The sequence below is a fragment of the Pseudomonas sp. TWP3-2 genome, assembly GCF_049897765.1.
GTDB lineage: Bacteria > Pseudomonadota > Gammaproteobacteria > Pseudomonadales > Pseudomonadaceae > Aquipseudomonas.
In genome coordinates, this window is the sequence record NZ_JAFCWW010000008.1 from 40300 (window position 1) to 60473 (window position 20174).

Sequence of the window (20174 nt, forward strand, 5' to 3'; positions counted from 1 at the left end):
AAACCCTAGCTCAGCGCCTTGCGATTGAAGTCGCGCAGACGAAAGCCCATCAACAGCAACATACCGAAATAGCTCACCACGCCAGCCGCCACGAGAGCGCCCAGACGCAAGAAGCGCTCAAGCATGCCGCCCTGCTCCCAGGCCGGCATGAAATGCATGCCGACCAGCAACACCACTGACATCACCGCAACCGCCACCAGCAGCTTGAAGCCAAACTTCGCCCAACCCGGTTGCGGCTGATACATCTGCTGCTTGCGCAGTTGATAGAACAGCAGCCCGGCGTTGAGGCAGGCGCCGGCACTGATCGCCAACGCCAGACCGGCGTGCGCCAGCGGGCCGATCAACACCAGGTTGAACAGCTGGGTGACGATCAGGGTGAAGATTGCGATTTTTACCGGTGTACGGATGTTCTGTTGCGCATAAAAGCCCGGCGCCAGCACTTTGATCACGATAATGCCCAGCAGGCCAACAGAATAGGCAATCAACGCCCGTTGCGTCATCGACGCATCGAACGCACTGAACTGGCCGTACTGGAACAGCGAAACCGTCAGCGGCTCGGCCAGAATTCCCAGTGCCAGCGCACACGGCAGCACCAGGATGAAACACAGGCGCAGGCCCCAGTCGAGAATCCGCGAATACTCGTGGCGATCCTTGCTGGCGTAAGTCTTGGCCAGTGTCGGCAGCAGAATCGTGCCGAGCGCCACGCCGAGCACGCCGGACGGCAACTCCATCAAGCGGTCGGCGTAATACATCCACGACACCGAACCGGCCACCAGAAACGAGGCGAAAATGGTGTTGATGATCAGCGAAATCTGGCTGACCGAAACGCCGAGGATCGCCGGCAGCATCTGCTTCATCACGCGCCAGACGCCGGTATCGCGCAGGTTCAGGCGTGGCAGCACCAGCATGCCGATCTTTTTCAGGTGCGGCAGTTGATAGAGCAGCTGCGCCAGACCACCGACCAATACTGCCCAACCGAGGGCCATGACCGGCGGATCGAAGTACGGCGTGAGGAACAGCGAAAACACGATCATGCTCACGTTAAGCAAGGTCGGCACGAAGGCCGGCACCGAGAATCGGTTCCAGGTGTTGAGAATCGCCCCGGCCAGCGAGGACAGGGAAATGAGCAATATATAGGGGAAGGTCACCCGTAGCAGATCGGAGGTCAGCTGGAATTTTTCCGGTGTATCGGCAAAACCCGGCGCGGTGGCCCAGATCACCCAGGGCGCAGCGATCATGCCCAGCGCAGTCACCAGCGCCAGAACAAGGGTCAGCAGGCCCGTCACATAAGCAACGAACGTGCGAGTCGCCTCTTCCCCCTGCTGACTTTTGTATTCCGCCAGAATCGGCACGAAGGCTTGGGAAAATGCGCCCTCGGCGAAAATTCGCCGCAGCAGATTGGGCAGTTTGAAGGCGATAAAGAAGGCGTCGGTCGCCATCCCGGCACCGAACGTGCGTGCGATGAGCGTGTCACGAACGAACCCGAGAATCCGGGAAAGCATGGTGATAGAGCTGACGGCGGCCAACGATTTGAGCAGGTTCATTGAGGGAATTAGTGCCTGTCGATAAACAGCAGGCGAACAATGCGCCTACTTGTGCGATACTCCGCGCCGCAACAGCACAGAGCCAAAGCTCGCGAGTTTACAGGTCACACGCCGGAAAGAAATATCCCGTCGCAGTACACCTACCACTTAGCGGAACGTTTCAAGCGCCCTTGACAAGACTTCAACTCATCGGCATGATTCGCGGCCTATTTTGTTTGCTATTTCCTAAAAAGTCTTTCGAGGAGCTCGACGGTGGCCAACACACCTTCCGCCAAAAAACGTGCAAAACAGGCTGAGAAGCGTCGCAGCCACAACGCCAGCCTGCGTTCCATGGTTCGCACCTACATCAAGAATGTAGTTAAAGCCATCGACGCAAAAGACGCTGAAAAAGCTCAAGCTGCATACGTTCTGGCTGTGCCAGTTATCGACCGTATGGCCGATAAAGGCATCATCCACAAGAACAAGGCTGCTCGCCATAAGAGCCGTTTGAATGGCCACGTAAAGGCCCTGAACGTTGCCGCCGCTGCCTAAGCGAAGCGTTCGTTAAAAAACCGACCTCCGGGTCGGTTTTTTATTGCCTGCGATTCAGTAAAAACACAGCAAAAAAAAGAGGAGCACCTGGCTCCTCCGTTTTTAATTGCGAATTACTTGACTGGAACCCACGGCAAAATCGGGATCGCGGTCACCGCATTCTGCGGGCTGCCTTCGATCACGCGGTCGCTGTAGACCAGATACACCAGGGTATTGCGCTTCTTGTCGAGGAAACGCACCACCTGCATGGTCTTGAACACCAGCGACGTGCGCTCCTTGAACACCTCGTCTCCGTCCTTCAACTCACCCTTGAAGCTGATTGGCCCGACCTGACGGCAAGCGATGGAAGCCTCGGCACGATCTTCGGCCAGACCCAGACCACCCTTCACGCCGCCAGTCTTGGCGCGCGACAGGTAGCACGTCACACCCTCGACCTTCGGATCATCAAACGCTTCGACAACGATCCGGTCATTCGGCCCGACCAACTTGAACACTGTCGACACCTGACCGATTTCCTCGGCCGAGGCCAGCAATGGCAGCACCACCAACAGACCCAACAATCCTTTTACTACGCGCATCGAATTTTCCTTAAACCAGAATCAGGTTGTCACGGTGAACCAGTTCCGGCTCAGCCATGTAGCCCAGCAAGCCGACAATTGCATCTGACGACTGACCAATGATTTTTTGCGCCTCGAGCGCACTGTAGTTGGCCAGGCCGCGGGCGATCTCGCGACCATCCGGCGCCACGCACACGACCATCTCGCCGCGACGGAAGCTGCCCTGCACAAGTTTGACGCCAACCGGCAGCAGGCTTTTGTTGCCTTGAGACAGCGCCGAAACCGCACCATCATCCAGCACCAGCGTGCCACGGGTTTGCAAATGCCCGGCCAGCCACTGCTTGCGCGCCGCGAGCATGCCGCGCTCGGGCGACAGCAGCGTGCCGATGCGCTCGCCAGCCTTCAGACGATCAAGCACGCGCTCAAGACGCCCACCGACAATGATCGTATGCGCACCAGAACGTGCCGCCAGACGCGCCGCACGCAGTTTGGTCTGCATGCCGCCGCGACCCAATGCACCACCCGTGCCGCCCGCCACTGCATCCAGCGACGGATCATCGGCGCGCGCTTCGTAAATAAGCTGCGCATCAGGGTTGTTGCGCGGATCAGCATCGAACATGCCGTCGCGATCCGTAAGGATCACCAGCAGATCAGCTTCGACCAGATTCGCCACCAGCGCCGCCAGCGTGTCGTTATCGCCGAAACGGATTTCATCAGTAACCACGGTGTCGTTTTCGTTGATGACCGGGATGACCTTCAGCTCGACCAGCGCACGCAAGGTGCTGCGAGCGTTCAGGTAGCGCTTGCGGTCGGACAAGTCGTCGTGGGTCAGGAGAATCTGCGCAGTGTGCAGACCATGCTCGCCGAAGCTCGATTCCCAGGCCTGCACCAGGCCCATCTGGCCGATTGCCGCAGCGGCCTGAAGCTCGTGCATCGCGCTGGGTCGAGTGCTCCAGCCCAAGCGGCTCATGCCGGCCGCCACTGCCCCGGAGGACACCAGCACCAACTCGACGCCGGCTTCATGCAGGGCCACCATCTGCTCGACCCAAACACCCATTGCCGCACGATCCAGCCCTTTGCCATCCGCTGTCAGCAAAGCGCTGCCGATCTTCACGACCCAACGCTGCGCACCTGTCACCTTGCTCCGCATCATCTTCAACCTTAGCTTGAGGACAGCGCGACCCGGCGCTGCCCGTGACGTTAATCGTGGCTATTGGCGACCAACGATCGATTTCCAGATACTAAAACGCCGCTCGATTGAGCGGCGTTCAAGTTTATCGCAACAGATCAGTCACGCACGTAAATGATTTCCGGACCGTCTTCATCATCCACATCTTCTTCATCCCAGTCATCGTCGCCGATGTCGTGGACCGACTTCACGCCGCTGCGACGCAGGGCACGCTTGTCATCCAGCGCCTGCAATTGCGCACGGGCTTCGTCTTCGATGCGCTGATCGAGATCAGCCAACTCTTCCTTATAAGCAGGATCTGCAGCCAGACGATCGGCACGATCTTCCATGTAGCGCATGATGTCGCGGCACAGACGCTCGGTACCGAGCTTGGAAATAGCCGAGATCACGTACACCGGCCCCGTCCATTCAAGGCGATCAACGATTTCCTTGACGCGAGCATCGTGCTCTTCTTCAAGAATCTGGTCGCACTTGTTCAGCACCAGCCAGCGATCACGCTCGGCCAGCGACGGGCTGAATTTGATCAGCTCGTTGACGATCACTTCAGCAGCGTCCGGGGCGCTGGCGTCATCCAGCGGCGCCATATCCACGAGGTGCAGCAGCAGACGCGTACGCGCCAAGTGCTTGAGGAAGCGAATGCCCAGGCCGGCACCGTCGGAAGCACCTTCGATCAGCCCCGGAATATCCGCGACGACGAAGCTTTTCCAGCGATCGACGCTGACCACACCGAGGTTTGGCACCAACGTGGTGAACGGGTAGTCAGCAACTTTCGGCTTGGCAGCCGAGACCGAACGGATAAAGGTACTTTTACCGGCGTTCGGCAAGCCCAGCAGACCTACGTCGGCCAGTACTTTCATTTCCAGTTTCAGGTCGCGTTGCTCACCCGGTTTACCCGGAGTGGTCTGACGCGGCGCGCGGTTGGTACTGGATTTGAAACGGGTGTTGCCCAGACCGTGCCAGCCGCCCTGCACCACCATCAACTTCTGACCCGCTTTGGTCAGGTCGCCGATAACTTCCTGGGTAGCCGAGTCAATGATGGTTGTGCCGACCGGCACGCGCAGCACCAGATCTTCACCTTTCTTGCCGGTGCAGTCGGTGCTGCCGCCGTTGGAGCCACGCTCGGCATCGAAGTGCCGGGTGTAACGGTAGTCGACCAGGGTGTTGAGGTTTTCGTCGGCCATCATATAGATGGAACCGCCGTCACCGCCGTCACCGCCGTTCGGGCCACCGTTTTCAATGAATTTTTCCCGGCGGAAACTCATGGCACCATTGCCACCGTCGCCAGCTTTTACGCGAATCGATACTTCATCTACAAACTTCATAACCAACGCCTCTCGCCATACGGACGAGCCGAAAAACAATCAAGACATAAGACTCTTGCAAAAATGAGCGCAGCGACCCCAATCCACGACCTACATCGTACGCCGACAGCCCATACAAACAGTTTTGCAAGAGACTCACCCCACAAACGAAAAAGCCCCGTCGCGAGACAGGGCTTTTCCAGCGATCGCGCAATTAAGCGGCGACAACGCTCACGTAACGGCGGTTGAACGCGCCCTTTACTTCAAACTTGATCACGCCTTCGATTTTCGCGAAGAGGGTGTGATCTTTACCCATGCCAACACCGTAACCGGCGTGGAATTGGGTGCCGCGCTGACGCACGATGATGTTGCCCGGAATAATCTTCTGGCCGCCATACATCTTCACGCCAAGGCGTTTGGCTTCTGAGTCGCGACCGTTACGGGTACTACCACCAGCTTTTTTGTGTGCCATGAGTCAATTCTCCTAGTGAGGATTAGGCTGAAATTAAGCCTGAATACCGGTGATTTTGATCTCGGTGTACCACTGGCGGTGGCCCATACGCTTCATGTGGTGCTTACGACGACGGAACTTGATGATGCGGACTTTATCGTGACGACCTTGGGAGATCACTTCAGCCACAACGGTAGCGCCAGCAACAACTGGAGCGCCGATGTTCACGTCATCGCCATTGGCGACCAACAGAACGCGATCAAAAGTAACGGATTCGCCGGTAGCGATTTCCAGTTTTTCGATCTTCAGGTATTCACCTGGGGCGACCTTGTATTGCTTGCCACCAGTAACAATTACTGCGTACGACATGGTATTTCTCCGATAATCCTGCTCACCCAGCTCTTTATAAGAAGAGGTATTGGCTGGCATGGCTGCATTGGGCTGGAGGCCCGATTGCAATTGCGTAAGGCAGGTGCTGCCCAGGAAGTTCAGGGTGCGCGATTGTACGCAAGCTTCGGGAGTCACGCAAGAGGCCATCCATCGCGCCTTGACACCTGCCGATGTGGGTCCTAGCATGCCGCGCAACCCTTCTGGAGCAACTGTCGCTGATGCAACCCCAAGCTTTCTACCGCGCGGTGGCGGACGATTTTAGCGCCGTCGACGGCATCATCAAGAAGCAGCTGACTTCCCGCGTGCCGCTGGTATCGAAAATCGGCGATTACATCACTTCGGCCGGCGGAAAACGCCTGCGTCCGTTGCTGGTTCTGTTGTGCGGCAAGGCCCTGGGCCGTGAAGGCGATGACATGCGCCTGCTGGCCGCCACCATCGAATTCCTGCACACCGCAACCCTGCTGCATGACGACGTGGTCGACATGTCCGGCATGCGCCGTGGCCGCTCGACCGCCAACGCCATGTGGGGCAACGCCCCGAGTGTGCTGGTCGGCGACTTCCTGTATTCGCGCTCGTTCGAAATGATGGTCGAACTCGGTTCGATGCAGGTGATGAAGATCCTGTCCCAGGCCACGCGCATCATCGCCGAAGGCGAAGTGCTGCAGTTGTCCAAGGTGCGCGATGCCAGCACCACCGAAGAAACCTATATGGAAGTCATCCGCGGCAAGACTGCGATGCTGTTCGAGGCTTCGACCCACAGCGCCGCCGCACTCGCCGGTGCCAGCGCCGAGCAGAGAGAAGCCCTGCGCACCTTCGGTGATCACCTTGGCGTGGCGTTCCAGCTGGTCGACGATTTGCTCGACTACAAGGGCGACGCGGCAACCCTGGGCAAGAACGTCGGTGACGATCTGGCCGAAGGCAAGCCGACGCTGCCGCTGATCTACACCATGCGCGAAGGCACGCCTGAGCAGGCCGCTCTGGTGCGCCAGGCGATCCAGAAAGGCGGGATCGAAGACCTCGAAAGCATCCGCATTGCCGTGGAAGCCTCGGGCTCGCTGGAGTACACCGCACAGTTGGCACGCGATTACGTGGCCCGTGCGATCAAGTGCCTCGATGCGCTGCCGGCCAGTGAGTATCGCGATGCGTTGGTTGAGCTGAGTGAATTTGCGGTTGCCCGTACGCACTGATCAGCACTGCAGTACCACGAAACCGCAGCCTCCATTGGAGCCTGCGGTTTTTTGTTGACTGCCCATTCAGTTAAAACCCTATACAATGTGCGACTTTTAGCGATCCCTACCAAGGAGCCTTAGTGAGCACGTTGCCACCCTGCCCGAAATGCAATTCCGAATACACCTACGAAGACGGTGCCCAACTGATCTGCCCTGAGTGTGCCCACGAGTGGGCTGCCGGCGGCGAAGCCGAAGTGGCGTCCGATGATGCCGTGAAGAAAGATTCGGTCGGCAACGTCCTGCAGGACGGCGACACCATCACCGTGATCAAGGATCTGAAGGTCAAGGGCACTTCGCTGGTGGTCAAGGTCGGCACCAAGGTCAAGAACATCCGCCTGTGCGATGGCGACCACGACATCGACTGCAAGATCGACGGCATCGGCCCGATGAAGCTCAAATCCGAGTTTGTCAGAAAAGTCTGATTCTGCTGTCAGCCCTCCTCCGCGCCCGGCGTGGGAGGGTGCATCACCCTCTCCGCTTTGCCCTCGCAAACCCTCGCAATAGCCAAACGCCAGCCTTTTTGACCTTACGCAATCTTTACCCACGAAAAATCACAATCCGCCAATAGGCGCTTGCTATTTGATGAATAAGAATTATTCTCATTGAAACCTTTCAAGGAGAACAACCATGACTTATTTGATCGACGCCTGGCTGGATCGCCCACACCCTTACCTCAGGATCCTCCATCGGGAAACCGGGGAAGTCTGTGCGGTGCTTGAAGAAGAAGCCCTGCATGAATTGCAGGATCAGGGCGATCTGGATGTCAGTGGCCTGAGTTCCAGCGAACCGATGGTGCTCAAGGAGCTGGTACGCAATCTGTTCCTGTTCTGCTACGCCCGGGCATTGCGCCCGACCAGTGAACTGCAGCACAAGATCGAAGTATGAGAAAGGCTGAGAAACCCTGCACAAGCAATGCTTGTGCAGGGTAACCGGATTACAGAACGTCGAGCAGCTCGACGTCGAATACCAGAACGCTGTGCGGCGGGATGCTGCCAACGCCTTGAGCGCCGTAAGCCAGTTCGCTCGGCACATACAGACGCCATTTGCTGCCGGCATTCATCAGTTGCAGCGCTTCGGTCCAGCCAGCGATCACGCCGCCAACCGGGAATTCTGCAGGCTGACCACGATCGTAGGAGCTGTCAAACACAGTGCCGTCGATCAGGGTGCCGTGGTAGTGAGTGCGCACTTGATCTTCACGGGTCGGCTTGGCGCCTTCGCCTTGAGTCAGCACTTCGAATTGCAGGCCGGAAGCCAGAGTGGTGATGCCGTCTTTCTTGGCGTTTTCAGCCAGGAATGCCAAGCCTTCACCAGCAGCCGCTTCAGCTTTGGCAGCGGCTTCGGCTTGCATGATTTCGCGGATAACCTTGAAGCTGGCGGACATTTCTTCCTGACCGACACGGCTTTCCTTACCGGCGAAAGCATCGGTCAGGCCAGCCAGAATTGCGTCCAGGCTCACACCCGGTGGCGGGTTGTCGCGCAGCTGGTCACCCAACTGACGGCCAATGCCGTAGCTGACGCGGGTTTCGTCGGTGGACAGATTTACTTCGGACATGACACTGCTCCGCTGTGCGGACGGCCGCAAGACATGCCGTGCGTGCACAGCGCGTCCCGGCGCGCCCGGAACCAAAAGGGCGAGCAGACTAGCACAGATGCTCCGGCATTGATCAGCGGGGCAGATCTACAGTGCTGAACGCCAGGCGATCGGTACTTTCAGGCTTTCCTCGGCGCTGGCGCCGAGCCCGCACATTTCATCGTGCACCGAGGTGTGCACCAGGTTAAGCGGCAATACCGGAAAGGTGTGCAATACGTCCCGCGCATGTTCGACCGAGCGCAGTTTGAGCATCTGCCCCTTGGGATCGCTGAGCGGATACGCCGCTCCATGCATCCGTGCCTCAAGCAGATAAATCCCGCCCTCCAGTGAGATCAGATTCAACTCCTGGACCTTCCCGGCGACGGCAAACGCATTCAACTCTTGCAGATTCATGGACACACCCCACGCAGTGGCGAGACTGGACTCTTACAGGGATATGCCTCGGCGCGCAAAAGTACAACCCACAAACGAAGCCGCCCGTCTGTTTCGCAACAGACGGGCGGCTTCGCGTTGAAGGGATCGCTACGCGATCCAGCGGGAGCAAGCTCCCTCGCCACAGATATTTGACGCAATACAAATCAGTGCTTGGTGATCTTGTCCAGATAACCCATGGCGCAAGCCGAAACCACGAAAGTCATGTGGATGATCACGTACCACTTCAGATGCTCGGGATCGACATTCTTGGCGTCCATGAAGATCCGCAGCAAGTGAATCGAAGAGATCGCCACGATGGATGCCGCGACTTTCATTTTCAGCGACGACGAGTCCATGGTGCCCAGCCAGCTGAGCTTCTCCTTGCCCTCGTCGATGTCCAGTTCAGAGACGAAGTTCTCGTAGCCGGAAATCATCACCATCACCAACAGGCCGCCAACCAGCGCCATGTCGATCAGCGACAGCAGCACCAGAATCAGATCCGACTCGGCCATCGCGAAAACATTGGGGATAACGTGGAACACTTCCTGGAAGAATTTCAGCGCCAGCGCCAGCAATCCCAGTGACAGACCGAAGTAGATCGGCGCCAGCAGCCAGCGCGAAGCGTACATTGCATTTTCAATAAAGCGTTCCATCGTTACTCACACAAGGGGCTGGAAATGGCCGCGAGTATATCAGCCCCTAATGACAGCCAGAAATAGCCCGAAATACCTCCGCCCACGCGTATGTATCAAAGGTTTTCTGCTAGTGTCGAAAACATTGCCAGCCCGGCGACAGTGGACAGGACAACTGGAAATGCATGTGCGATTACCATTAGCGACGACCGCAATTTGCCTGGCCCTGCTCCTCGGTGGCTGCTCGCCCGACGACGAGAAACACCCGCAGACTCTCGAACAGAAGACTGCACAGTTCGAACAATCGCTGGATACCATCAGCGACCCCAAGCTCAAGGACGCCGTCACCGAGCTCGGCGGCTCGCTGCTGTTGCTCGAACGTGCGCAGCAACGGCTCGACGATAAACCGGCGACAACCGAATACGGCGAAGACGCCCTCGGCGTGCTCAAGCACTACCCTTCGCCGCAGGTACTGGTCGATACCTTCATCAACGGTCTGTTTGTGCTGCACAAGGATTCCAGTTCCGACTACCTGACCGACCTGCAACCGGTGTTCCCCTTCAACCTGAACATTCCCGGCGGCTTCCTGTTCCCGCATGGCGTGGAATGGAAGTCGGTGACCCTGAGCGACAAACGCGTGATCGCCTTCCAGCCGGAATGGTCGGAAACCGACCCCGGAATCCAGCTCAGCCCATCCAGCTCGAATGTGACCAACCCCGATGACCTGACCGTGACTTACCCGTTCATCGACGGTCTGGACCGGGACAAGGACAAACAGCCGCAACCGGTCAGCCTGCAAGGCCAGGTTGAAGTCATAGCGCCGAAGCGCCTGCACACTTTCAACCTGAGCAAGAACGACATCGGCCAGACCCGCACCGATGACAACCTCAGCGTCACCCTGCTCAAACTTGAGAAGAACTACGCCGAAGTCGAATTCAGCAACAGCTCGCCGCTCGCCGAGGAGGTCCGCGAAACCCCGCTCAACCCGCTGATCGTCCAGGCGCGCGACAGCACTGGCCAGTATCTGGTGCGTGCCGGTTCGATCAACGAAAGCCCGGCGCAAGTTGCGTTCTACCAGAAACAACTGGCGCAGTTGCAACAGGCAACGACCTGGAGTGACACCCTGGAAAAACAGCTGAACGACGAGCAACACGCCTTCGAACAGCAGCATCCGCGCCGCTACAACAAGGTCTATTTCAATGGCCCGGTCGAGAGTCTTGAAGTCAGCGTGCTGGATTTCTCAGAAGCGACGGTAACGCGCAAAACCCTTGATCTGCCGATCCGCGAATTTGACGCGCACACCACAGCCAAAGCCGTGCAGCCGCTCGATCTGCCAATCACCGCCTATGACGATCGGGCGGTGAACTGGCTCAAAGGCGCCAGCCTCACCGAAGATCAGTTGAAAGCCAGTGTGCATATCCGCCAGTCGGTGGAAGATCCCAGCGCGGCGCGCATCGAGTTCGATCACCGTAAAACCTTCAATGACGAATTGCTCGGTGATGACCTGAGTCCCGGCGTCAGTCCGGTAACGTTCTTCACCGAAAAACGCGGCGGCAAACTTGATGAGCCGATTGAGCTGCCGCCCGAGGCGTATCAGGTCGATCCGCTGCAAGCGACCATCACCTACGACCTGAACCTGTTCCCGGAAACCCCGGCGATTGCCGTCGGTTCGATCCCGTTGTTCCTGGCGAAGGTTGCCAAGCAGTCGTTCGACGCCAAGTCCCTGCCCAAGGGCCTGGAGGTCAGGAACAACACGTTGGTGGTGGATTTGAAGACCTTCCCCGCCGATGAATGGCGATTCTTCGTCAAAGACGCCAGTGGCAACTACCTCAAGCAGATTCTTTCGGTCAGCCACGACGCGAGCGCAGAAGGTCCGGCGGTGTTCGGCGTGCATTACTTCTATGGGCGCCCCACTCACGTCGAAACCTACCAGCGCACCGACCTCGCCACCGTGCCATACGGCTTTGAGGTCAAACTCGACAAGGCGCAGACCCAGAGTGCTGCGCCGTGATCATGCCTAGTGGTCGAAAACGCCAACAGGACGCCCGCGCCCACCGTTGATCTGGCGCAGTTGCGCTTGCAGATGCAACGACCAGATCTGCGGATCGCTGGCCAGCTCGTAGCCGTGCATCGTCAGGCTTTCAACGATGGTGTCGAGGATTGATTCGGCGGCGATCGGCCCATGAAACGGGCCTTGAGCCTTGATGGCGGAAGGTTGTTCACCGGCCATGCCGGCGGCGAAGAGCAGCGTCCACATGCCGTTATCACCGGCCAACGGCTTGATGGCGCATTCGATACGGGTCACAAGACCCAGGCACTGACGGGTGAGACAGAGGTTGCGCGACATGGCGGCGACCCTCGGTAAAGTCGTTATTCAGCCCTTGCTGAAGAGCTGTTTCGATCCACTGATCCTGTCCTTATCCTTGAGCTGAGAATAGAAGAAAAGTTCGCCTCGCAAGCCGGACGGAACCAGAAGGCGCCGAATGGTCATTGTGTGAATATTGGCGCCAGAGTGATGGCACTTTTCTCGACATGCAATCCAAGTAACTGTGGGAGCGGGCTTGCCCGCGATGGCGTCGTGTCAGTCAACATTTCAGTCAACTGACACTCAGTCATCGCGGGCAAGCCCGCTCCCACAGTGTTTTGCGGTGCGAATGGGTTACGCAGGTTTTGCTTCGGCCAGTGCCTCCAGCGCCAGCTCTTTCTCGGCTTCTTTCAGATCCTCTTCGCTGATCATCTCGGCAATTACCCGCAAGCGCTCCACCACCCGCGCGTTGACGCTGCCTTCAGGAAACTCGCCATCCTCATTCGGCGCACCCGCCGGCTCGCCGACCAACAGGCTCAGCGCCTCGTCGGCCTGACGCACGGCGTAAACGTGGAACTGCCCGGCACGCACCGCCGCCAGCACTTTCTCATCGAGCATCAGCGTCGCAACGTTGGCCTGCGGAATGATCGCGCCCTGCTCGCCGGTCAGCCCGCGTGCCTCGCAGAGACGGAAGAAACCTTCAATCTTCTCGTTGACCCCGCCAACCGCCTGCACTTCGCCGAACTGGTTGATCGAACCGGTGATCGCGAAGCACTGCTTGAGCGGGGTTTTCGACAACGCCGAAATCAGCGTGCACGCCTCGCCCAGCGACGCGCTGTCGCCGTCCACGTAACCGTAGGATTGCTCCAGCGCGATGCTCGCGGAGATCGCCAGCGGGAATTCCTGCGCGTAACGGCTGCCCAGATACCCGGTCAGAATCATCACGCCTTTGGAGTGAATCGGCTGGCCCAGGTTAACCTCGCGCTCGATGTCGACAATGCCGCTGCCGCCCGGATACACCGTGGCGGAAATCCGCGCCGGCACACCAAACGCCGAGTCGCCGACTTCCAGCACGGTCAGCCCGTTGCACTTGCCGACCGCTGCGCCATCGGTGTCGATCAGGATAATCCCGGCGAGCATGTCGTCGAGAATCCGCGCCGACACGCGACCGGTGCGCGTGGCCTTGGCCTTCAACGCGCGTTCGATGTGGCCGGCATCGGTCATTTCATCGTTGGCCAGATGCCGGATGAAATCCGCCTCGCTGACCAGTTGAAACAGATCGCCGATACGCGCCGACAACCGCCCCTGATGCTCGGCCAGCCGTGCGCTGTAAGTCGCCAGACGCGCCACCGCATCGGCGGTCAGCGGCGCCATACCTTCTTCCGAAGTGCGGGTTTTCAGCAACTGGGCGAATTGCTCGAGGCTTTCGTCGACCATCGGAATGTCTTCGTCGAAGTCCACCAGAACGCGAAACATCTCCTGGAAGTCCGGATCGAGGTCTTGCAGCGTGTAATACAGCGACCGCGCCCCGATGATGATGACTTTGACGTTCAACGGAATGAACTGCGGGCTGAGGGTCATGGTGGCGAACCGTCCCATCTCGCCCAGCGGCGATTCCATTTTCAGCTTGCGCGATTGCAGGGCGCGTTTGAGCGCATCCCACACGAACGGCTCGCCGAGCATCTTCTCCGCTTCAAGGATCAGAAAACCACCGTTGGCGCGATGCAGCGCACCCGGACGCAACTGGCGATACGTGGTGTAGAGCGCGCCCTGATCGGTGGCGTATTCGATGCGTCCGAAAAGATTTTCGTAGGTCGGATGCGGCTCGAACACCACCGGCGCACCGCCGCTGGACGGGTGACCGACCACCAGACTCGGGGCGTATTGCTCTTCCAGCAGCTTGCGCGCGACCGCGTCGGTCTTGCTGTCGTCGACCAGTTGCTCGACCACGGTTTTCAGCAGATAGACCTGCACCGCTTGCAGATAACCGCACACGGCAGCGTTCTCGGCGTACTTTTCCGAGAGCGGCGCGAGCAGTGGCTGCAAGGCCAAGGTGATGGTTTCTTCGTTGAGGTGACGCAGTTGATTGCTCGACTCGCGCTTCCACTGCGGCAGGCTCGCGAGTTCTTCGTTCAGGCGTTCTTCCAGCCAGGAAATGTCGTCGTGGAAACGCTCGCGGTCGACTTCCGGCAACTGGGCGAATTCGGCTTCGTCCAGCGCCTTGCCGTCGAGCATCGGCGTGAACGCGATGTTGCTGCTGTCGCGGTACAGCGCGACGTCTTTTTCCAGCGCCAGACGCTCGATGATGTCCAGCGCCTTGTCGTAGCGCTGATTGAAAGCGCGGTCGATGGCGCTTTTCTTTTGCTGGTAGGACGGATGCTCGAACACCGCCGGAAACGTCGCCAGCAAGTTATCGATAAGACCGTTGATATCAGCGATGAACGCACCGGCAGTGCCGGCTGGCAATTCGAGCGCGCGCGGCTCGCGCGGCTCGTCGAAATTGTTCACGTAAACCCAGTCCGCCGGGGTTTGCAGGCGTTTGCCTTCGGCTTTCAGGTAGCGTTTGACGAACGAGAACCGGCCGGTGCCGGGCTCGCCCATGACGAACACGTTGTAACCGGGGCGTGGCATGGCCACACCGAACTGCAAAGCTTCGACCGCGCGTTCCTGGCCGAGCACACCGCGAAAGGGCTCCAGATCATTGGTGGTAGTGAAGCTGAACTGTTCAGCGGAAAACGGACGGGTCAGCGCTTCGGGCGCTAGACGCAAGCTGGCAGCAACAGGATCAGGCATCGGGCTTCCTTAACAATCAGGCGGGGCAGATAGCGGCATTCTGGCGCCGCCCGTACCCCACTGGCAAGGCGCGCCACACGACTAAGCATAGACAACAGGCTAACCCGAGGTCCGGCCTCGGGAAACCAGTGTTTATTCCAAATATTGTGCAAAAAATCACGGAACCCTCGGAATGTGCCTAAACTCCAAACTGCGCGGCTGGAACTAATAACCGGCCCACTGGCACCGTAAGGCGCCAGAACCCCTGTCCATTGGTATGCACATAAAGAGAACAAAGCTATGAAACGGATTCTTCTCGGTACTCTCTTCACCGTTGTATCCCTCAACGCCATGGCTCAAGCGCCAGGCGGCCCGGATTGCGGTTGGGGCAACATGCTGTTCGAAGGTCAGCGTGGCACCCCGGCTCACTTCCTGGCATCCACCACCAACGGCACATCCGGTAACGCAACGTTTGGTATGACCTCCGGCACCAACGGTTGCTCGACCAACGCGTCGCTGACCTATGGCGGCAAATCCTGGATTGCCATGAATGGCATGATGAACGAGCTGTCCGAAGACATGGCCAAAGGCAACGGCGAAGCGCTGACGACTTATGCCGTGGTACTGGGCGTGGCGCCGGAAGATCGCGCGCATTTCGCTGCCGTGACTCACGAGCACTTCCAGCAGATCTTCAGCAAGGCTGACGTGACCGCCGAAGACGTGCATACCAACACCCTGTCCGTTCTGAAGTCAGACGCACGTCTGGCCAAGTACGCAACTCAGGCTTAAGCTCGACCCCGCCCGCTTCCTTCGGGAAGCGGGTTTTGTTTTTTCGGCCCGCCCCTCTTTGGGCTTTATTTCTTTTCGACTTAAGTTGCCACTTATGCTCAAACGCCTTGCCTGGCTGGCGCTGTGTGTCTGCGCCCCGCTGTCCGCCGCGCCGCACATCGATCCTCAACGTTTGCAGCAACTGGCCAACGACCGCTTCTGGATTTCCCTCGGTCACTACGAAACCGCCAAGCTTGGCGGCTGGCGCAGCTATGTCAGCGACAAGAAATTCTTTCTCGCACCTGATGGCAACGAACATCCCGATCATGAACTCGCGGCCACCGTGCAGGCGTTGTACGCTCCAGCCAGCACTGGCGAACAGCATGCACAATGCGTCTACCCGGCACGTACGCGCTGGTTGAAAGATCAACTCAAGCTGACCGATCTGCCTGCGCCCGATTGCGCCGAATTCAAGAAATGGTTCAAAGACGTCTCGCCGCACAGCGCGGTGATGATCTTCCCGGCAGCCTATCTCAACAGCCCTTCGTCGATGTTCGGCCATACCCTGCTACGCATCGATCAGGCCGATGTGCAGAGCGACAAGACGTCGCTGCTGAGTTACGCGATCAACTTCGGCGCCTACATCGAAGGCTCGGACAACAGCATTCTGTATGCCTGGAAAGGCTTGATGGGCGGCTATCCGGGATTGTTCGCGCTGGTGCCGTATCAGGAGAAACTCTCCGAGTACCGCAGCCTGGAAAACCGCGATCTGTGGGAATACCGACTGAATCTGACTCAAGCCGAAACCGCACGGATGGTCGAGCATGTGTGGGAGTTGAAACAGATCCAGTTCGACTATTTCTTCTTCGACGAAAACTGCTCGTATCGCCTGCTCGAACTGCTGCAAGTGGCGCGTCCGAGTTTGCGCCTGACCGAGCAATTCCCGATGACCGCGATTCCCACTGACACCGTCAAAGCGGTGAAGGAAGCCGGGCTGGTAGAAAGCATCGAGTATCGTCCGTCGCGCGAGCGTGAATTGCTCAGCCGCGCCGAACCGTTGAGCAGTGAAGAGCAAGACTGGGTGCTGAAGGTCAGCGCCGATCAACAACAGCTGCAAGACCCTGCATTCAAAGCCCTGCCCCGCGCACGTCAGGCGTTGATTATCGACGCGGCGTATCGGTTGGAACGCTACCGCGCCAACGGCCAGGAACGTGATCCGCAACGGGCGCAGCGCAGTTTCGAATTGCTGCGGGCGATCAACAAGAATCCGCCGCCGGAGCTGCAAATTCCGCAACCCGGTCTGCCCGAGGACGGCCACGAGTCACGCACCTGGCAGGCCGGCATCGGCACCCGTGGCGACCGCGCGTTCGGCGAGTACGGTTTGCGCATGGCCTATCACGATCTCAACGACAACGCCGAAAGCTTCCCGCTCGGCGCGCAGATCGAAATCCTCCAGCTGAAACTGCGTCAGTACGAAGGCAACGACTGGCAGGTGCAGCAACTGGATCTGGCGACCATTCGCTCGCTGACTCCGCGCAATGAGCTGTTGCAGCCGCTGTCATGGCAAGTCACCGGTGGCCTCGAACGAGTGCCGGGCAAGCATGATGATGAAAATCTGGTCAGCCACGTCAACGGTGGCGCTGGCGGCACCTGGCAGCTTGGCGAAGATGTACTGGGCTTCGCCCTCGGCACGGTGCGCATCGAGCACAACAACGACTTCGCCGGGTTCATCGCCCCGGCCGCTGGTTTCAACAGCGGCGTGCTGTGGAAAAACCCGCTGGGCAATCTGAGTCTGGAGGCCAAGGGTGATTACTTCACCAACGGCGAAGTGCGCCGTAGCCTGAGTCTGAATCAGCAGTGGGAATTGTCGCGCAACCTCGGTCTGCGCCTGAGTGCGCAGCGCGAATTCAGCCACGTCGCCAGCCCTGAAACGGAAGTCATGCTTGAAGTGAAGTGGTATCACTACTGATCTTTTGATCTTTCTTTCACACCCCATCGACGAATCCACTTCTAGACTCTCCCTGTAAGCCGCAAAACGGCTCGGGAGAGTGAGATGTGGCGGTGCGCAGGTTTGCTGGGGGTTGTGCTGTTGCTGGGCGGATGCCAGTCCACCCATGAAGACTTGATTGCCAAAGGTTATCCACCAGCCTTCGCCGACGGTTTCGATGACGGTTGCATCAGCGGCCGACAAGCCGCCGGTTCGATCAGCGGCGAGTTTCGCAAGAACGTGCCGCGCTATCTCAAGGACAAGCAATACGCCGAAGGCTGGACCGACGGCTTTCGCCAATGCCAGGCGATGCTCGAAAACAAGGATCGCGACGACTATCGCAACAGCCACTTCGACGAACGCGAACGCGCCTGGCAGCAACAGAAAGACCAGGGCGCCGGTCGCGCTTATCGCTCGCAGTGAGTCGCTCCCGGACATCCAGTGAAACCAATGCCCCGCGATCATGGCCCAAGCTTTATAACGGGAGGACACCATGAGCCGCGCATTCGTCAACGAAGACTCCGCCGCCGCACAAGCCGATCAGCCGGTCGAACGGCTGGTCAGTGCGCAACCCAATTACGTCACACCGCAAGGTCTGCAGCAGTTGCAGGACAAGGTTGCCGAACTGCAAACCGAATACGCCGCACAATCGGCCAAAGGCGAGCAGGCCGACAAGCAACGCCAAGCCGATCTGGAACGGGATTTGCGCTACTTCAACCAACGCCTGAGCAGCGCGCAAGTGGTGGCCGCCGCCACCTCGACCGGCAAAGTCCAGATCGGCAGTTGGGTGACTTACGCCGACGAGCACAACAACCAACACCGCGTGCAACTGGTCGGTGAAGATCAGGCCGACGCCGGCAATGGCTTGATCAACTGGGGGTCACCGCTCGGTCGGGCATTGCTCGGGGCACAACTCAACGACGAAGTGCTGTGGCAACGTCCGGCCGGCGATCAACTGATTGAAGTGATCCGCATCGAATCGGCTTAAACCACGCCCTGAGCGAGCATCGCATCGGCGACTTTGACGAAGCCGGCGATGTTCGCACCTTTGACGTAGTTGACCCGTCCGTTCTCTTCGCCGTAATGCACACAAGCATGGTGGATCGACTGCATGATCGCGTGCAACTTGCTGTCCACCTCGCCCGCCGTCCACAGCAGACGCATGGCGTTCTGCGACATCTCCAGGCCGCTGACTGCCACGCCGCCAGCATTCGATGCCTTGCCCGGCGCGAACAAAATCCCGGCCTCGATAAAGATATCCACAGCCTCGAGCGTGGTCGGCATATTCGCGCCTTCCGCTACGCATACGCAGCCGTTGCGCAGCAAGGTGCGGGCGGATTCGCCGTCGAGCTCGTTTTGCGTGGCGCACGGTAGTGCGATGTCGCACGCCAGCGACCATGGCAACTGACCGGCGCGGAATTCCAGACCGAACGCCACTGCCAATTCGCTGATGCGTCCGCGTTTGACGTTTTTCAGTTCCAGCAGCGCCAGCCACTGTTCTTCACTCAGCCCGGCCTCGCAGTACAGCGTGCCTTCGGAGTCGGACAGGGAAATCACCTTGCCACCCAGATCCATCACTTTGCGCGCGGCGTATTGCGCGACGTTGCCGGAACCGGAGATCGCCACGCGTTTGCCTTCAACGGTTTGCCCGCGACGCTTGAGCATTTCTTCAGCGAAATACACGCAGCCGAAACCGGTGGCTTCCGGGCGGATCAGGCTGCCGCCGTAGGTCATGCCCTTGCCGGTAAGAACGCTGGTGAACTGGTTGCTCAGGCGTTTGTATTGACCGAACAGAAAACCGATCTCGCGCGCGCCGACGCCGATATCGCCGGCCGGCACATCAACGTCAGCGCCGATGTGCCGGTACAACTCGCTCATGAACGCCTGGCAGAAACGCATGACTTCGGCGTCACTTTTGCCCTTCGGATCGAAGTCCGAACCGCCCTTGCCGCCGCCCATGGGCAGGGAGGTCAGCGAGTTCTTGAAGGTCTGCTCGAAGGCGAGGAATTTCAACACGCCCATGTTCACCGAAGGATGGAAACGCAAACCGCCCTTGTACGGGCCGATGGCGCTGTTCATCTGAATACGGAAACCGCGATTGACCTGGACCTTGCCCTGATCGTCGACCCACGACACGCGAAACACCACGGCGCGCTCCGGCTCGCAGATGCGCTCGAGAATCCCCGAGGTCAGATAGTGCGGATTGGCTTCGAGAAATGGCCACAAGCTACGCAGGACTTCTTCGACCGCCTGATGAAATTCGGGTTGATCCGGGTCGCGCTGTTTGAGGCGAGCAAGGAAGGATTCGACGGATTCGATCATGGGCAAGAGTCTCGGCAAATTTGTTGTCGTTGGAAGAGATTGAGCCGGACTGTAACAAACCAATTGCACACAGGAACAGCTTGAAATGTCGCATATATGAAATCAAATGGTGCACAGGATATAAAACAGGCTGTTTTGCACCTTGAATGGTGAGATTGAATTTGGGTTATGCACTGGCAGTTATGCCGTCA

At 58.7% G+C, this 20174-nt stretch carries 21 protein-coding genes; 9 read left to right on the forward strand and 12 right to left on the reverse strand.

Going from position 1 to position 20174, the window contains the following annotated elements; translation table 11 throughout:
• Positions 1–5 precede the first annotated feature (5 nt).
• Positions 6–1544 carry a murein biosynthesis integral membrane protein MurJ gene (murJ, locus tag ACP7EE_RS13935; RefSeq protein WP_426204556.1) on the reverse strand — a complete coding sequence of 513 codons (1539 nt, stop codon included), beginning with the start codon at positions 1542–1544 and terminating at the stop codon, positions 6–8.
• A gap of 252 nt (positions 1545–1796) precedes the next feature.
• Between murJ and rpsT the strand changes: the two genes are divergently transcribed.
• Complete coding sequence (rpsT, locus tag ACP7EE_RS13940; RefSeq protein ID WP_003185593.1) at positions 1797–2075, forward strand: 30S ribosomal protein S20; 279 nt, start codon at positions 1797–1799, stop codon at positions 2073–2075.
• Between the two features lie 113 nt (positions 2076–2188).
• Here rpsT and ACP7EE_RS13945 read toward each other — a convergent pair whose 3' ends face one another.
• The 5 genes from ACP7EE_RS13945 to rplU all read right to left on the reverse strand — a co-directional run bounded on the left by ACP7EE_RS13945 (position 2189) and on the right by rplU (position 5942).
• On the reverse strand, positions 2189–2653 hold the full coding sequence (locus ACP7EE_RS13945; protein WP_426234935.1) for a CreA family protein: 465 nt from the start codon (positions 2651–2653) through the stop codon (positions 2189–2191).
• A gap of 10 nt (positions 2654–2663) precedes the next feature.
• Positions 2664–3782 carry a glutamate 5-kinase gene (gene proB / locus ACP7EE_RS13950; protein WP_420648621.1) on the reverse strand — a complete coding sequence of 373 codons (1119 nt, stop codon included), beginning with the start codon at positions 3780–3782 and terminating at the stop codon, positions 2664–2666.
• Positions 3783–3919: 137 nt separating this feature from the next.
• On the reverse strand, positions 3920–5143 hold the full coding sequence (gene cgtA / locus ACP7EE_RS13955) for an Obg family GTPase CgtA (protein ID WP_420648447.1): 1224 nt from the start codon (positions 5141–5143) through the stop codon (positions 3920–3922).
• A gap of 193 nt (positions 5144–5336) precedes the next feature.
• Complete coding sequence (rpmA, locus tag ACP7EE_RS13960) at positions 5337–5594, reverse strand: 50S ribosomal protein L27 (protein WP_003176049.1); 258 nt, start codon at positions 5592–5594, stop codon at positions 5337–5339.
• A gap of 33 nt (positions 5595–5627) precedes the next feature.
• Positions 5628–5942: a 50S ribosomal protein L21 gene (gene rplU, locus ACP7EE_RS13965; protein ID WP_003176051.1), complete on the reverse strand. Its 315-nt coding sequence runs from the start codon at positions 5940–5942 to the stop codon at positions 5628–5630.
• Between the two features lie 239 nt (positions 5943–6181).
• On the opposite strand from rplU, the gene ACP7EE_RS13970 reads away from it, so the two are divergent.
• The 3 genes from ACP7EE_RS13970 to ACP7EE_RS13980 all read left to right on the forward strand — a co-directional run bounded on the left by ACP7EE_RS13970 (position 6182) and on the right by ACP7EE_RS13980 (position 8077).
• Entirely contained in the window at positions 6182–7150 is a 969-nt protein-coding gene (locus tag ACP7EE_RS13970; protein ID WP_426204561.1) for a polyprenyl synthetase family protein, read from the forward strand.
• A gap of 122 nt (positions 7151–7272) precedes the next feature.
• Positions 7273–7614 carry a zinc ribbon domain-containing protein YjdM gene (locus tag ACP7EE_RS13975; protein WP_426234936.1) on the forward strand — a complete coding sequence of 114 codons (342 nt, stop codon included), beginning with the start codon at positions 7273–7275 and terminating at the stop codon, positions 7612–7614.
• Between the two features lie 205 nt (positions 7615–7819).
• Complete coding sequence (locus tag ACP7EE_RS13980; protein ID WP_420648450.1) at positions 7820–8077, forward strand: hypothetical protein; 258 nt, start codon at positions 7820–7822, stop codon at positions 8075–8077.
• Between the two features lie 49 nt (positions 8078–8126).
• Here the strand turns inward: ACP7EE_RS13980 and ACP7EE_RS13985 are convergent, their stop codons facing one another.
• From ACP7EE_RS13985 to ACP7EE_RS13995, 3 genes are all read right to left on the reverse strand, one after another.
• A complete protein-coding gene (locus ACP7EE_RS13985; protein ID WP_420648451.1) occupies positions 8127–8744 on the reverse strand; it encodes an FKBP-type peptidyl-prolyl cis-trans isomerase in 618 nt (205 codons plus the stop codon).
• 126 nt (positions 8745–8870) lie between these two features.
• Complete coding sequence (locus ACP7EE_RS13990) at positions 8871–9176, reverse strand: DUF6482 family protein (protein ID WP_426204564.1); 306 nt, start codon at positions 9174–9176, stop codon at positions 8871–8873.
• 185 nt (positions 9177–9361) lie between these two features.
• Complete coding sequence (locus ACP7EE_RS13995; protein WP_420648453.1) at positions 9362–9850, reverse strand: TIGR00645 family protein; 489 nt, start codon at positions 9848–9850, stop codon at positions 9362–9364.
• 160 nt (positions 9851–10010) lie between these two features.
• On the opposite strand from ACP7EE_RS13995, the gene ACP7EE_RS14000 reads away from it, so the two are divergent.
• Entirely contained in the window at positions 10011–11840 is a 1830-nt protein-coding gene (locus tag ACP7EE_RS14000) for a hypothetical protein (protein ID WP_426234937.1), read from the forward strand.
• Positions 11841–11846: 6 nt separating this feature from the next.
• On the opposite strand, the gene ACP7EE_RS14005 is transcribed toward ACP7EE_RS14000, so the two are convergent.
• Both ACP7EE_RS14005 and ACP7EE_RS14010 read right to left on the reverse strand, forming a co-directional pair.
• Positions 11847–12176: a hypothetical protein gene (locus ACP7EE_RS14005; RefSeq protein ID WP_420648455.1), complete on the reverse strand. Its 330-nt coding sequence runs from the start codon at positions 12174–12176 to the stop codon at positions 11847–11849.
• Between the two features lie 312 nt (positions 12177–12488).
• Positions 12489–14927, reverse strand: coding sequence for a Lon protease family protein (locus ACP7EE_RS14010; protein ID WP_426234938.1), 2439 nt, complete (start codon positions 14925–14927; stop codon positions 12489–12491).
• 279 nt (positions 14928–15206) lie between these two features.
• Between ACP7EE_RS14010 and ACP7EE_RS14015 the strand changes: the two genes are divergently transcribed.
• From ACP7EE_RS14015 to ACP7EE_RS14030, 4 genes are all read left to right on the forward strand, one after another.
• The gene (locus ACP7EE_RS14015; RefSeq protein WP_420648457.1) at positions 15207–15695 is read left to right on the forward strand and encodes a DUF3015 domain-containing protein; all 489 of its coding nucleotides are present in this window, start codon (positions 15207–15209) and stop codon (positions 15693–15695) included.
• 94 nt (positions 15696–15789) lie between these two features.
• A complete protein-coding gene (locus ACP7EE_RS14020) occupies positions 15790–17643 on the forward strand; it encodes a DUF4105 domain-containing protein (protein WP_426234939.1) in 1854 nt (617 codons plus the stop codon).
• Positions 17644–17727: 84 nt separating this feature from the next.
• Positions 17728–18084 carry a hypothetical protein gene (locus ACP7EE_RS14025; protein ID WP_426204572.1) on the forward strand — a complete coding sequence of 119 codons (357 nt, stop codon included), beginning with the start codon at positions 17728–17730 and terminating at the stop codon, positions 18082–18084.
• Between the two features lie 70 nt (positions 18085–18154).
• On the forward strand, positions 18155–18649 hold the full coding sequence (locus ACP7EE_RS14030) for a GreA/GreB family elongation factor (protein ID WP_426234940.1): 495 nt from the start codon (positions 18155–18157) through the stop codon (positions 18647–18649).
• On the opposite strand, the gene gdhA is transcribed toward ACP7EE_RS14030, so the two are convergent.
• Positions 18646–19983, reverse strand: a complete 1338-nt coding sequence (gene gdhA / locus ACP7EE_RS14035; RefSeq protein ID WP_426234941.1) for an NADP-specific glutamate dehydrogenase — start codon at positions 19981–19983, stop codon at positions 18646–18648. The genes ACP7EE_RS14030 and gdhA overlap by 4 nt on opposite strands.
• Positions 19984–20174 lie beyond the last annotated feature (191 nt).